General features: G+C 64.0%; 11 protein-coding genes. 7 read left to right on the top strand and 4 right to left on the bottom strand.

The features are described from left to right. The first annotated feature begins 37 nt into the window (after nt 1–37). Genes ACH2CW_RS04440 through fabG form a run of 4 tightly spaced genes read left to right on the top strand, consistent with a single transcriptional unit; the run spans nt 38 to nt 3,317 of the window. The gene (locus ACH2CW_RS04440) at nt 38–1,234 is read left to right on the top strand and encodes a beta-ketoacyl-[acyl-carrier-protein] synthase family protein (RefSeq protein WP_395055682.1); all 1,197 of its coding nucleotides are present in this window, start codon (nt 38–40) and stop codon (nt 1,232–1,234) included. Between the two features lie 10 nt (nt 1,235–1,244). After that, nucleotides 1,245–2,069, top strand: a complete 825-nt coding sequence (locus ACH2CW_RS04435) for a beta-ketoacyl synthase chain length factor (protein WP_395055634.1) — start codon at nt 1,245–1,247, stop codon at nt 2,067–2,069. Continuing rightward, the gene (locus ACH2CW_RS04430) at nt 2,066–2,560 is read left to right on the top strand and encodes a 3-hydroxylacyl-ACP dehydratase (protein WP_395055633.1); all 495 of its coding nucleotides are present in this window, start codon (nt 2,066–2,068) and stop codon (nt 2,558–2,560) included. The genes ACH2CW_RS04435 and ACH2CW_RS04430 overlap by 4 nt, the downstream gene beginning before the upstream one ends. A gap of 25 nt (nt 2,561–2,585) precedes the next feature. Further along, nucleotides 2,586–3,317, top strand: a complete 732-nt coding sequence (gene fabG, locus ACH2CW_RS04425; RefSeq protein ID WP_395055632.1) for a 3-oxoacyl-ACP reductase FabG — start codon at nt 2,586–2,588, stop codon at nt 3,315–3,317. Nucleotides 3,318–3,449: 132 nt separating this feature from the next. Here the strand turns inward: fabG and ACH2CW_RS04420 are convergent, their stop codons facing one another. Genes ACH2CW_RS04420 through ACH2CW_RS04410 form a run of 3 tightly spaced genes read right to left on the bottom strand, consistent with a single transcriptional unit; the run spans nt 3,450 to nt 6,478 of the window. After that, on the bottom strand, nt 3,450–4,238 hold the full coding sequence (locus ACH2CW_RS04420) for a glycosyltransferase family 2 protein (RefSeq protein ID WP_395055631.1): 789 nt from the start codon (nt 4,236–4,238) through the stop codon (nt 3,450–3,452). Nucleotides 4,239–4,279: 41 nt separating this feature from the next. Continuing rightward, nucleotides 4,280–5,095, bottom strand: a complete 816-nt coding sequence (locus tag ACH2CW_RS04415) for a lysophospholipid acyltransferase family protein (protein WP_395055630.1) — start codon at nt 5,093–5,095, stop codon at nt 4,280–4,282. A gap of 3 nt (nt 5,096–5,098) precedes the next feature. Then, nucleotides 5,099–6,478, bottom strand: a complete 1,380-nt coding sequence (locus tag ACH2CW_RS04410) for an NAD(P)/FAD-dependent oxidoreductase (protein ID WP_395055629.1) — start codon at nt 6,476–6,478, stop codon at nt 5,099–5,101. Nucleotides 6,479–6,808: 330 nt separating this feature from the next. Here ACH2CW_RS04410 and mutS point away from each other — a divergent pair, with 330 nt between their 5' ends. From mutS to ACH2CW_RS04395, 3 genes are all read left to right on the top strand, one after another. Beyond that, the gene (gene mutS / locus ACH2CW_RS04405; RefSeq protein ID WP_395055681.1) at nt 6,809–9,358 is read left to right on the top strand and encodes a DNA mismatch repair protein MutS; all 2,550 of its coding nucleotides are present in this window, start codon (nt 6,809–6,811) and stop codon (nt 9,356–9,358) included. Between the two features lie 29 nt (nt 9,359–9,387). Further along, complete coding sequence (locus tag ACH2CW_RS04400; protein ID WP_395055628.1) at nt 9,388–10,215, top strand: peptidase; 828 nt, start codon at nt 9,388–9,390, stop codon at nt 10,213–10,215. 115 nt (nt 10,216–10,330) lie between these two features. After that, nucleotides 10,331–11,173, top strand: a complete 843-nt coding sequence (locus ACH2CW_RS04395; RefSeq protein WP_395055627.1) for an alpha/beta hydrolase — start codon at nt 10,331–10,333, stop codon at nt 11,171–11,173. Nucleotides 11,174–11,707: 534 nt separating this feature from the next. On the opposite strand, the gene ACH2CW_RS04390 is transcribed toward ACH2CW_RS04395, so the two are convergent. Continuing rightward, on the bottom strand, nt 11,708–12,541 hold the full coding sequence (locus tag ACH2CW_RS04390) for an undecaprenyl-diphosphate phosphatase (RefSeq protein ID WP_395055626.1): 834 nt from the start codon (nt 12,539–12,541) through the stop codon (nt 11,708–11,710). Nucleotides 12,542–12,561: the final 20 nt, after the last annotated feature.

Here is a 12,561-nt window from a genome sequence, read left to right as displayed (position 1 = left end):
CCCGATGACCCTTGCTCCTCCTTCCCCGACTGGCGCCATGCAGGCATTGCTGCTGTCGCACTTCACCGCCACCAGTTGCATAGGCGCTGGGTTGGACGCCACACTGGCCTCGCTGCGGGCAGAGCGCAGCGGTCTCAAACCCTGCGACTTCGATTCGACCGACCTTGCCACATGGATAGGCGAGGTCAGTGAGGTTGACGGGCAGCTGCTGCGCCCCGACCTGCGCGCCTTTGACTGCCGCAACAACCGCCTGGCCCAGCTCGGCCTGCGCCAGGACGGTTTTGAAACAGCAGTGCTGGCTGCGGCAAGCCGCTACGGCAAGCGGCGTATCGGTGTTTTTCTGGGAACCAGCACCTCCGGCATTCTGGAAACTGAACTCGCCTACCGCGCGCTCGATCCGGTCAGCGGCGCCCTGCCGGCTTCTTTTGTTTACGCGGGTAGCCACAACCCGTTTTCAGTCACGGCCTTCGTGCGCGGCTACTTCGGCCTCGAAGGCCCGGCCATGACGGTGTCGTCCGCCTGCTCTTCGAGTGCCAAGGTGTTTGCCTCGGCGCGCCGCATGATGGCGGCCGGCCTGATTGACGCGGCCATCGTCGGCGGCGTGGATTCGCTGTGCCTGACCACCTTGTACGGCTTCAACTCGCTGGACCTGCTCTCGCGCCAGCCCTGCCAGCCCTTTGACGCGGGACGCAGGGGTATCTCCATCGGCGAAGGCGCGGCTTTTGTACTCCTTGAAAAACTGCCTGACAGTCTGGACGCAGGTGCCATCGTGCTGCGCGGCATCGGCGAGTCAAGCGACGCCCACCACATGTCGACGCCGCATCCCGAAGGCCGGGGCGCCATCAGCGCCATGGAGCAGGCGCTGGCCAGCGCGGGACTGCAGCCCGGTCAGATCGACTACATCAATCTGCATGGCACGGCCACGCCGTCGAACGACACCGTCGAAGGCAAGGCGGTCGCGGCGGTGTTTGGCGACCATGCCCTGCCCTGCAGTTCAACCAAGGGCGAGACCGGCCACACCCTGGGTGCTGCCGGTGGCCTGGAGGCGGTGATCAGCGCACTGGCCCTGCAGCAGGGCTTCATGCCCGGCGGTGTGCAGACGCAAACCGTGGATCCGGCCTTGCCGGTGGACTACCTGCTGCACAACCGCGACGAGGCGCCACAGCATGTGCTGAGCAACTCCTTCGGTTTTGGCGGCACCAATTGCAGCCTGGTTCTCGGCCGCACGACATAAGGAACGGGATATGACAGCTCCCCCCACTTTGAGCCTCACTGTTTTTGTGGAAGGCATTGGCCTGGTCGGTCCGGGCCTGACCAGCTGGATTGACGGCAGCGACAAGCTCGCGGGCCACGCGCCTTACGACTCCATCCCCACTGTGCTGCCAGCCCCCCTGTCGCTGCCCGCTGCAGAGCGCCGCCGCGCCGGCGCCGTCATCAAGGTGTCGCTGGCGGTCGGCCAGGAGGCCGTCAACGCCGCCGGTCTGCAGGCGTCAAGCCTGCCCTCGGTTTTCACGTCTTCCGGGGGTGACGGCGTGAACTGCCACGACATCTGCTCGGCGCTGGCTTCGAGCGACCGCTTGATTTCACCGACGCGTTTTCACAACTCGGTGCACAACGCCGCATCGGGCTACTGGAGTATTTCCACCGGCGCCACGCCAACCTCGTCGGTACTCTGCGCCCACGATGGCAGTTTTTCCGCCGGCCTGCTGGAAGCCATCACCCAGGCTGTCGTCGACAACACACCGGTGCTGCTGGTGGCCTACGACACCCACTACCCCGAACCCCTGCACAGCAAGCGACCGATACCCGACACGCTGGGTGTGGCGCTGGTGTTGAGCCCGCAGCGCAGCGAGCGCAGCCTGGCCCGCATCACGCTGTCAGGCGTTGATGGCCTGACCTCCATGGCGGCGACCACCATGGGTGATGCGGCACTGGAATTTCTGCGCCAGACCATTCCGGCTGCGCGAGCCCTGCCTCTGCTTGAACTGATCGCGCGCCAGCAGTCGGCGACTGTTGCGCTGAATTATCTGGACGACCTGCAGCTGGCCGTGGACGTTGCACCGCCATGAATCCGCCCCGCACACTGACCCACGACGAGATCGCCCGGCGCATCCCGCACCAGGGCACCATGTGCCTGCTGGACAGCGTCACTGCGTGGGACGGCGATCACATCATGTGCCAGGCCAGCAGCCACCAGGCGGCCGACAATCCGCTGCGCGCGCAGGGCCGGCTCGGCGCCGCCTGCGGTGTCGAATACGCAGCGCAAGCGATGGCTGTGCACGGCGCGCTGGTGGCCGAAATCAGGGGGGATGGTTTTGATGCCGACGCCGTACCCCGCGCCGGCTACCTCGCCAGCGTCCGCAGCGTGAGCCTGCATGTGGACCGACTGGACACCGTTGCTGCGCCGCTGCTGATCAGCGCCGAACGTATCACTGGCGACAACAACACGGTGCTGTACAGCTTTGCGGTCAAGGCCGGCGACACGGCGCTGCTCAGCGGGCGTGCCGTGGTGGTGCTTGATGCCGCCGCGCTTTCCTTGCCGCCCGCGGCTCCCGCTTGAACGCATTGGTCCCCAGGAGAAACCCATGAGTACCCCTTCCAAACGCGCATTGGTCACAGGTGGCAGCGGTGGCATCGGTTCAGCCATCTGCCGGCGGCTTGCGTCTGACGGTTACAGCGTGATTGTTCACGCCAATGGCAATCTGGCGACAGCGCAGGCCGTGGCAGCAGACATCGTGGCGGGCGGTGGGCAAGCCCAGGCGGTGGCCTTTGACGTGACCGATGCCCAGGCCACGGCCACGGCGCTCGCTGCATTGCTGGAAGACGGCCCCATCCAGGTGTTGGTCAACAACGCCGGCATCCACGACGATGCCGTGTTTCCCGGCATGCAACTGGCCCAGTGGCAGCGCGTGCTCGATGTATCGCTCAATGGTTTTTTCCATGTGACCCAGCCGCTGACCCTGCCCATGATCCGCACGCGCTGGGGCCGCATCATCACCATCACCTCGGTCGCCGCCGTGGCCGGCAACCGCGGGCAAGTCAACTATTCAGCGGCCAAGGGCGCCTTGCATGCCGCCACCAAATCACTGGCGCTCGAAGTCGCCAGCCGTGGCATCACCGTCAACGCGGTGGCGCCCGGCATCATCAACACCGCCATGACCAAAGACAGTTTCAGCCCCGAGCTCATCAACACCATGGTGCCGATGAAACGCGCCGGCAAGGCCGAAGAGGTTGCCGACCTGGTGGGTTTTCTGGCGTCGGAAAAAGCCGCCTATATCAGTGGCCAGATTATTTCCATCAACGGCGGCATGATATAGCCCCCACGGTTGCTCACTGCGTGTAGCGCCCTGCCCCCCGAGGGGGCCGCTGCGCCTGCGGGCCGGCGAAGCCGGACCCGCGGCCCCTGCTTGAATGGGTACCGTTCGCTGGCTCGCGTTGCGTATCGGGGACTAGTCGCCCTTTAGACGGCGCCAGAGCAAGAGCGGCAGGCGCACGGCAAAACCCAGGAAAAGGCGCGAGTGCATCCAGGTCAGCAGCAAGTTGTCGCGCAGGTAGTTGAAGTGCGACACGCCGCCCTCGTCAGGCCGGAAGTACTTGACCGTGGCGGGAACGTTGACGGGCTTCACGCCCAGCCAGCACATGCGAACCACCGCCTCGGGGTCAAAGTCGAAGCGGCGCATCCAGCGCTGGCCATGCATCACGCGGCGCAAGGGCGCAATCGGGTACACGCGAAAACCGAACAGCGAGTCGCCGATACCGGCCCACAAGGTTTCCAGGTTGGCCCAACCGTTGGATACCTTGCGGCCATTGACGCGCAGACGCGGCGCATCGGCGGCAAACACCGGCACCCCCAGCACCATCACCGCGGGCTGGGCGCTTGAGGCCGCCATGAACGCGGGAATCAGGTGCGCCGGGTGCTGGCCGTCCGAGTCCATCGTCAGCACATGGGTGAAGCCCTGAGCCGCTGCCCGGTCAATGCCGTGCAACACCGCTGCACCCTTGCCGATGTTCTGCGGCAGCACGATCACACGCAGGCCGGGGTCCTGCGCGGCCATGGCCTGAAGGCCGGCGGCACTGTCATCGGTGCTGCCATCGACCACCACCCACACCGGCGTCCACTGCACGCGCGCCGAGCGCACAGTCTCATAGACCTTGGGGCCGGGGTTGTAACTGGGAATCAGGACGAGATGGGAGGGCGAGGCGCTGTGGGACGCGGTGCTGGTTGAGGAGGCAGTCATCGGCATCAACGAGAGAGCTGTGGGAGTCCGGGAACTGTAGCTCAGGTCGGCGGCGCCTTGACGGGAAAATCCGGTAACTGCGCATGCGCGAGTTCGGACTGGAAGTAGTGCTCAAGTTCGCAGACGAATTGTGCGGTGTCGCGCGGCGGCTCGAAACGCTTGCCGAGCCGCACACGGTAGGTGATCGGCATCCTCGGCGTCCACAGCAGCGACCAGCCTTTGCCAAGAAAGCCGGAGTCGGTTTCGATGAACACTGTCTGCACCGGCACACCAGCCTTTTTTGCAATGAGACCAGTGGTGCCCTGCATCGCACCCACTGGGAAGCGCGTGGTGCGCGTACCCTCTGGAAACAGCAACAGGTGGTTGCCGTTGGCCAGATCGTCAACGCCGAGCTGCACCATGGTGCGAAGCGGTGTGTTGCGGATGTATCCAGCCAGCCTGGCGCCCGCGCCGAAGAAAACATTGTTGACCAGCTCGGCCTTCATGATGCAGACCGCGTCGGGCAGGCGCGAGAGAATCATCACCGCGTCGAGCAGGCAGGGGTGGTTGGGCGCAATCACCATGGCCGGGGCGTCCCGGAGTTCATCGAGCGCTGACAGGTCGAAGCGGCAGGCGCCCATGCGCGCCAGGAAGTGCAGGTAGGCACGGGTGGTGTGAGTCACCAGCCGGCGGCCCAGGCGTTTGCTCAGCGCGCGGGGCAACAGCGCACGCATCGGGAAGGCCAGCAGGGTCACGCTCAGGCAGATCACCCCCAGCACCAGGTAACCCAGGTGCTTGCGAAGGCTCTCGTGCAAGCGGGTGTGCCCGACGTGTATCTTCAGCGGTTCGTCGAGCAGAACGTGCGGTTTGTAGTCCATGGGTCAGCGTGTCAATGGCGCGCCATGCGCTGCCGGGTCTGCGCCGTCGACGGCATCCACAACACGGATGTTGGCCTTGCGCAAACGCATTGCGTGCCAGGAGCGCTTGAGGTTCAGCGCCGAGGCGACGTAGAAAATGCCCTTGAGCGCGGCCAGTGAGCGCCAGATCGGTGTCTTGCCGAAAATGTCACCGGCCAGCATGGACAGCAGGGCTTCCTTGACGCGCCAGATATTGTTGGGTGCCATGAACAGGTCACGCATGGTCGGATTGGTCACGCGGTAGATAAACCACGAAAACTCCTTCGGGCCCTTGCGCACCTGGCGGTCGAAGTGGGCCAGCGCCGCAGCGGTTTTCGCGGGTTCGCGCAGACAGGTGTTCACGGTCTCGGCGGCGACAAAGCCGCCCTGCATTGCCAGCATCACGCCAGATGAAAACACCGGGTCGATGAAGGTGAAGGCGTCGCCGATCATCACGTAGCCCGGACCGTGTGTGCGCTCGCAGGCATAGGAAAAATTGCCGGTGGCTTCCACGTCGGAGGCCAGCGTCGCACCGGCCAGCCGTTCGGCGAGCGCCGGGCACAGGGCGATGGTGTCGAGGAAAAACTCCCGAACCGGCTTGGAACGGCTTTTGAGGTAATGCGGCCAGATCACCGCACCAATGCTGGTGAAACCGTCGGCCAGAGGGATAAACCAGAACCAGCCGTGGTCGAACCAGAAGATCGTGATGTTGCCCTCGGCCTGGCCCGGATGCCGCGTCGCGCTGGTGAAGTGACCATACAGCGCCGAGCTGTTGTGTTTGGGGTTGCGGCGTTTCATGTCGAACTGCTTGCCGAGCACGGTATCGCGTCCCGAGGCATCAACCACAAACCGCGCGCGCCAGCTTGCCGCGCTGCCATCGTCATGTTGTGCCTGCACCGTGGCGCCGCTGCCGTCAGGCGCAAAGTCAACGCCCTTGACGCGGCAACCTTCGATCACCTCGGCGCCGAGCCGCGCCGCATTGCGAATCAGAATTTCATCAAACTCGGAACGCCGCACCTGGTAGGAAAACGGCATGGTCTTGTCCCAGGCATCGGCAAATTCAAAGGTCTGACTTTTGGCGGCATGCCAGGGCGAGACAAATTCGGCGCCCCACTTTTCCATGCCGATGGCCCTGACGGCGTCCGCAACACCCAACTTTTCAAGCAGCGGCAAGTTGGCCGGCAGCAACGACTCGCCGATGTGAAAACGCGGGTGATGTTCTTTTTCCAGCACCACCACCGTGTGGCCACGCTGTGCCAGCAGGGCACCCGCCGTGGCACCGGCCGGCCCGCCGCCTATCACCAGCACGTCACATTCGGCATGCGCTGCGCTGAAAGAGGAAGTCGGCGAGTGGGGCTGGGTCATGGACAGGTCCTTGGTTAAAAACGCCAGCTAACGCGCCTGTGAGCGGTAGCCTCCGACGAGTTTAAGCGCCCCTCATGACACTATTTGTAGTGAAATGTCGCTTTACACCCTGCCGTCCCGCCTGAAAACCCCCGTTGTGGAGCCTCAGCGAGCCATCCAGCGGGTCGCAAGTGCTATTATTTTCTCCGGACGTGGTACCGCCGCGCCGCCTTGCCGGCCCTTCCGACCCCGCCTGAGCCCACGCCTGAACCTTCCGTGAACCTTTCCCCTTCCGATACCCCTGCGGAGATTGCCGACACCGCCGCCGCTGCGGGCGGAAAACACACGCCCATGATGGTCCAGTACCTGGGGTTGAAGGCCGACTACCCGGACACCCTGCTGCTGTACCGCATGGGCGATTTCTATGAGCTGTTTTATGCCGATGCCGAAAAAGCCGCTCGCCTGCTCGACATCACGCTGACCCGGCGCGGCCAGTCGGCCGGCGAGCCGGTGGTGATGGCTGGCGTGCCCTTTCACTCGCTCGAAGGCTACCTCGCCAAACTGATCAAGCTCGGTGAATCAGTCGCGATCTGCGAGCAGGTCGGCGATGTGGCCACCGCCAAAGGGCCGGTCGAGCGCAAAGTGGTGCGGGTCGTCACGCCCGGCACCCTGACCGACACCGAGTTACTGAGCGACAAGACCGAATCGATCTTGCTGGCTGTGCATCAGGGCTTGCGCAACAGTTGCGGACTGGCCTGGCTCAGCGTGACCCAGGGCCTGATCCATCTGGCGCACTGCGCCGGCGACGAGCTCGAAGCCTGGATCGCGCGCATCGGGCCCAGCGAGCTGCTCTACAACGTCGAAGTCACGCCGGCTTTTGAGCAGCGTCTGAAGACCCAGCGCTGCGCCATCAGCGCGCGTCCGGCCTGGCAGTTTGATGCGGCACTCGGCGCACGTCGGCTGCTGGCGCAACTGCAGGTCGCCTCGCTGGCCTCGTGGAACGCCGATGCGCTGCCGGACGCCCACGCCGCCGCCTCGGCCCTGCTCGGTTATGCCGAACACACGCAGGGCCGGAGCCTGCCGCATGTGCACAGCCTGCAGGTGGTGCGTTCGGGCGAGCTGATCGAATTGCCGCCAACCACGCGTCGCAACCTCGAACTGACACAAAACCTGCGCGGAGAAGACGCACCCACCCTGTTTTCGCTGCTCGACACCTGCAGCACCGGCATGGGCAGCCGCGCGCTCAAAAGCTGGTTGCTGAGCCCGCGCCGCGAGCGCAGCGAGGCGCAGGCGCGGCTGGACGCGATCACCGCATTGCGCGGTGGCCTGCAGCACAGCCTGCGTACCGGGCTCAAGGGTTGCAGCGACGTCGAACGCATCACCGCCCGCATCGCGCTGCGCCAGGTGCGCCCGCGCGAACTCGTGGCGCTGCGCCAGACGCTACAAAAAACAGAGCGCCTTAGGCCCGATCAGCATGGGCCAGGGGCACTTTTGACCACTATTTTTGGGGATTTGCAGGCACCGCCGGACTGTGCCGCCCTGCTGGGCAAATATGTGCTGGAGGAGCCCGCCGCGTTGATCCGTGACGGCGGCGTGATCAACCACGGCTGCGACGCCGACCTTGATGAGTTGCGCGGCATCCAGACCAACTGCGACGGCTTTTTGCTCGACCTCGAAGGCAGGGAGCGCGCCCGCACCGGCATCAGCAACCTGCGGGTGCAGTTCAACAAGGTGCATGGCTTTTACATCGAGGTCACGCAAGGACAGGCCAGCAAGGTGCCCGACGACTACCGGCGCCGCCAGACCCTGAAAAACGCCGAGCGTTACATCACGCCCGAACTCAAGGCCTTTGAAGACAAGGCGCTGTCGGCGCAGGAACGCGCGCTGGCCCGCGAAAAATGGCTGTACGAGCAATTGCTCGACGAGCTGCAGAATTTTGTGCCGGCGCTCAGCCGCCTGGCGCGCGCGCTGGCCAGCCTGGACGCGTTGTGTGCATTGGCCGAGCGTTCACTGACCTTGAACTGGGCCGCACCGGTGTTCGTGAAAGAGCCCTGCATCAACATCCGCGGCGGCCGGCATCCGGTGGTGGAAGCGCGCCTGGGTGAAACCGGCGGGGGCGCCTTTATCGCGAATGACTGCGACCTCGGTGGCAAAAGCCGCATGCAGATCATCACCGGTCCCAACATGGGCGGCAAATCAACCTATATGCGACAGGTGGCGCTGATCGTGCTGCTGGCCGGCATGGGCTCCTACGTGCCTGCCGACAGTTGCCGCCTCGGTCCCATTGACGCCATCCTGACGCGCATCGGCGCGGCCGACGATGTGGCCAACGCCCAGTCCACCTTCATGCTTGAGATGCTGGAGGCCGCGCAAATCCTGCATGCTGCCACGCCGCATTCGCTGGTGCTGATGGACGAGATCGGGCGGGGAACGTCAACCTTCGACGGCCTGGCACTGGCCGGCGGCATCGCGGCCCACCTGCACAACAAGACCCAGGCTTTCACCCTGTTTGCCACACACTATTTCGAACTGACCGAGTTCCCGGCCCGCCACCACGCCGCCGTCAACGTCCATGTCAGCGCGGTCGAGTCCGGCGCCGACATTGTGTTCCTGCACCATATCGAGCCGGGACCGGCCAGCAAGAGTTACGGCATCGCCGTGGCCAAGCTCGCTGGTGTGCCGGCCGGCGTGGTCAACCATGCCCGTCATGCGCTGGCCGCGCTGGAAACCCAGCAGGATGCGACGCGCGCCCAGGTCGACCTGTTTGCCGCGCCGCCCGAGCAGACTGCCCCCGAAGCCAGCCGCGTCGACAAGGCGCTGGCCGCCATCAACCCTGACCTCCTGAGTCCGCGCGAAGCGCTGGACGCCCTGTATCAACTCAAGAAACTCGCTACCGGCTGAGCAGCCTCACCTCCTCACGATTGCCCTTCATGACTTATTGCGTCGCCATCAAACTGAACGCCGGCCTGGTGTTTCTCTCGGACTCCCGGACCAACGCCGGGCTGGACCAGATCAGCACCTTCCGCAAGATGATCATTTATGAAAAGCCGGAAGACCGCTTCATGGTGCTGCTGTCGGCCGGCAATTTATCGATCTCGCAGTCGGTACGTGAAATCCTGCAGGTCGAGCAGCTCAAGGACCCGGACGGCGGCCCGCCGGTAACGATCTGGAACGCCAAAAGCATGTTCGACGCGGCGCGTGTGCTGGGCGCCGCGATCCGCCGCGTGCACGAGCGCGACGCCGACGATCTCAAACACGCCGGTGTCGAGTTCAATGTGTCGCTGATCTTCGGCGGCCAGATCCGCGGTGAGGGCATGCGTTTGTTCCAGGTCTATTCGGCCGGCAACTTCATTGAAGCCACGCCTGAGACGCCCTACTTCCAGGTCGGCGAGTCCAAATACGGCAAGCCGGTGCTGGACCGCGTGATCACGCCCGACACCCCGCTTGACGAAGCCGCCAAGTGCGCGCTGGTGTCCATGGATTCGACGCTCAAGTCCAACCTGTCGGTCGGTCTGCCGCTGGACATGGTGGTCTACGAAGCCAACACGCTGCAAACCGACAAGGTCGTGTGTATTGACCACGAGAACCCCTATTTCCGCATGCTGCACAACAACTGGGGGAAAAAACTGCGCGAAGTGTTTGACAGCATCGAGGACCCGATGTGGACCGGTGGGGAAACCCAGGTGCCGCTGCTGACACCGCTGACCCGCAACCAGCCGCTCAAGAAGATCACGTCGCCTGAAGAAAAGCTGATCTGACACAGGACGGGGCAGCGTGATGCGCCCTGTCTGTCATTGCGGACCTGATCCGCAATCCATGGATCCCGGATCAAGTCCGGGATGACACGCGAACTTACCTTCAGAAAAAAACGCCGTGCCTTCCTCCGCCAAGCCCCTGATCGTCTTCTCCCACGGCAACAGCTTCCCCGCCAGCACCTACGGCGTGGTGTTCCAGAGCCTGAAGGCGCGTGGTTTTCAGGTGCGGGCGATCGAAAAATTCGGCCATGACCCGCTCTACCCGGTCACCAGCAACTGGCCGCACCTGGTGCAGCAACTGGCTGACTTCAGCGCCGAAGCGGTGGAGAAAACCGGCCAGCCGGTGTTTCTGGTCGGCCATTCGCTGGGCGGCTTTCTGAGCCTGATGTGTGCGGCGCGCAACCCGGAGCTCGGCGGCCAGCCGGTGCGCGGCGTGTTGCTGATCGACTCGCCGATTCTGGGCGGCTGGCGTGCTGCCGCACTGAGCGTGGCCAAACGCGCGCAACTGGTGGGCTCGATCTCACCGGGCGCCATCAGCCGCAAACGCAAACACCAGTGGCTGGGCCAGGCCGAGGTACTCGCGCACTTCCGCAGCAAGAAGGCCTTTGCGCAGTGGGACGAACAGGTGCTGCTTGACTACATCGAATACGGCACGCATGACGCGCAAGGTGAAGGCGACAACCAGCGCATGCTCAGTTTTGACCGCGATGTGGAAACCGCGATCTACAACACCTTGCCGCACAACCTGGAAGGCATCCTCAAGCGGCACCCACTCAAATGCCCGGTGGCTTTCATCGGCGGGCGCCAGTCCGCCGAGATGAAACAGGTCGGCATGGCCATGACCGAAAAAGTCACCAAAGGCCGGATCATGATGCTCGACGGCAGCCACCTGTTTCCGATGGAAAAGCCGGTGGCCACCGCGGCAGCCATCGAGGCTTCGCTGCGCAACATGATGGGCTGAGCCCGCCCATTTGTCATTGCGGGCTTGACCCGCAATCCATGCGCATTGAGCTGCAGCGTTGGCGGGAGGTTTTCGAGCATCACGCTGCCTAGCGGCTCGCGACAAGGCAGTAGTTTCAACTCCCCACTCCCAACCCCCCGCCCTTCCCTCGCCCCGCTGGGCGAGAAAAGGGAGCCTCATGTGGCCGCGTGCGCTGCGCTCGCGTGCACACATGACGGTCTGTTGGGATTCCCGTGCATGAAGCGCTGCGCGCTTCATGCACTCCGGATTCCGTCCCCGTATTGGCTTTACTCCTCCACCCGTCGGGCTGGGCCGAGGAGCGCAGCAGAAAACGGATCAGGGCGAGCGATTGTCTGAGGCGCTAGCCGAGTTCGAGCTCGACCCCGTTTTCGGTGAGCACCCGAGGTTGCCCCGGCCAGTTGGCACACTTCCAACGCAGGAAGGGAAGACGGCTTCGACAAGCTCAGCCCGAACGGTGGTGTGTATCGGCCATGGATCCCGGATCAGGTCCGGGATGACAACCCAGGAGAGAGGTCAACCGGCCCAGCGAACCCACCCCATCTGCGCCGTCACCAGCACCACAACACCAAACACGATGCGGTACCAGGCAAAGGGCACAAAACTGTGCGTCGCGATGTAGCGCAGCAGCCAGCGTATGCAGAGCCAGGCGCTGATGAATGAAAACAGCAGACCGACACCGAACATCGGCACGTCAGCCAGTGTCAGCAGCGCGCGGTCCTTGTAGAGGCTGTAAACGCCTGCGCCTATCAGCGTCGGGATCGCCAGGTAAAACGAAAAATCCGTCGCCGCCTTGCGCGACAGGCCCAGCAACATGCCGCCAATGATGGTGGCGCCGCTGCGGCTGGTGCCGGGAATCATGGCCAGGCACTGCACCAGGCCGACCTTGAGCGCATCCATCAGCGTCATGGCTTCGACCTCCTGAATGCGCGCCACAGCAGGGTTGTTCTGCTGGCGCCGCTCGGCCCACAAAATGACGAAGCCACCGATGATGAAGGTGCTGGCCACCACCACCGGCGTGAACAGGTTGGCCTTGATGGCCTTGCCGAACAGCAGGCCCAGCAGCACCGCCGGCACAAAGGCTACAAACACATTGAGCGCAAACTGCTGCGCCTGTTTTTCGGTGGGCAGGGCCACCAGCGTGTCGCGGATCTTCTGCCAGTACACCAGGATCACCGCAAAGATGGCGCCGGTCTGGATCGCGATGTCAAACACCTTGGCCTTGGCGTCGTCAAAACCGAGCAGCGCGCCAGCCAGGATCAGGTGGCCGGTGGAAGAAATGGGCAGGAATTCCGTCAAGCCCTCGACGATGCCCATAACGGCCGCCTTGATCAGCAATGTGATGTCCACGCACGCTCCAGAAAGATAAG

This window comes from Polaromonas sp., from assembly GCF_043778355.1.
GTDB lineage: Bacteria > Pseudomonadota > Gammaproteobacteria > Burkholderiales > Burkholderiaceae_C > Polaromonas.
This window is presented reverse-complemented; position numbering and strand designations above follow the sequence as displayed.

Bases quoted from the DNA above. Each gene is read 5' to 3' on its own strand.
- ACH2CW_RS04440 (WP_395055682.1), top strand. From the start codon at position 38: ATGCAGGCATTGCTGCTGTCGCACTTCACCGCCACCAGTTGCATAGGC.
- ACH2CW_RS04435 (WP_395055634.1), top strand. From the start codon at position 1,245: ATGACAGCTCCCCCCACTTTGAGCCTCACTGTTTTTGTGGAAGGCATT.
- ACH2CW_RS04430 (WP_395055633.1), top strand. From the start codon at position 2,066: ATGAATCCGCCCCGCACACTGACCCACGACGAGATCGCCCGGCGCATC.
- fabG (WP_395055632.1), top strand. From the start codon at position 2,586: ATGAGTACCCCTTCCAAACGCGCATTGGTCACAGGTGGCAGCGGTGGC.
- ACH2CW_RS04420 (WP_395055631.1), bottom strand. From the start codon at position 4,238: ATGACTGCCTCCTCAACCAGCACCGCGTCCCACAGCGCCTCGCCCTCC.
- ACH2CW_RS04415 (WP_395055630.1), bottom strand. From the start codon at position 5,095: ATGGACTACAAACCGCACGTTCTGCTCGACGAACCGCTGAAGATACAC.
- ACH2CW_RS04410 (WP_395055629.1), bottom strand. From the start codon at position 6,478: ATGACCCAGCCCCACTCGCCGACTTCCTCTTTCAGCGCAGCGCATGCC.
- mutS (WP_395055681.1), top strand. From the start codon at position 6,809: ATGATGGTCCAGTACCTGGGGTTGAAGGCCGACTACCCGGACACCCTG.
- ACH2CW_RS04400 (WP_395055628.1), top strand. From the start codon at position 9,388: ATGACTTATTGCGTCGCCATCAAACTGAACGCCGGCCTGGTGTTTCTC.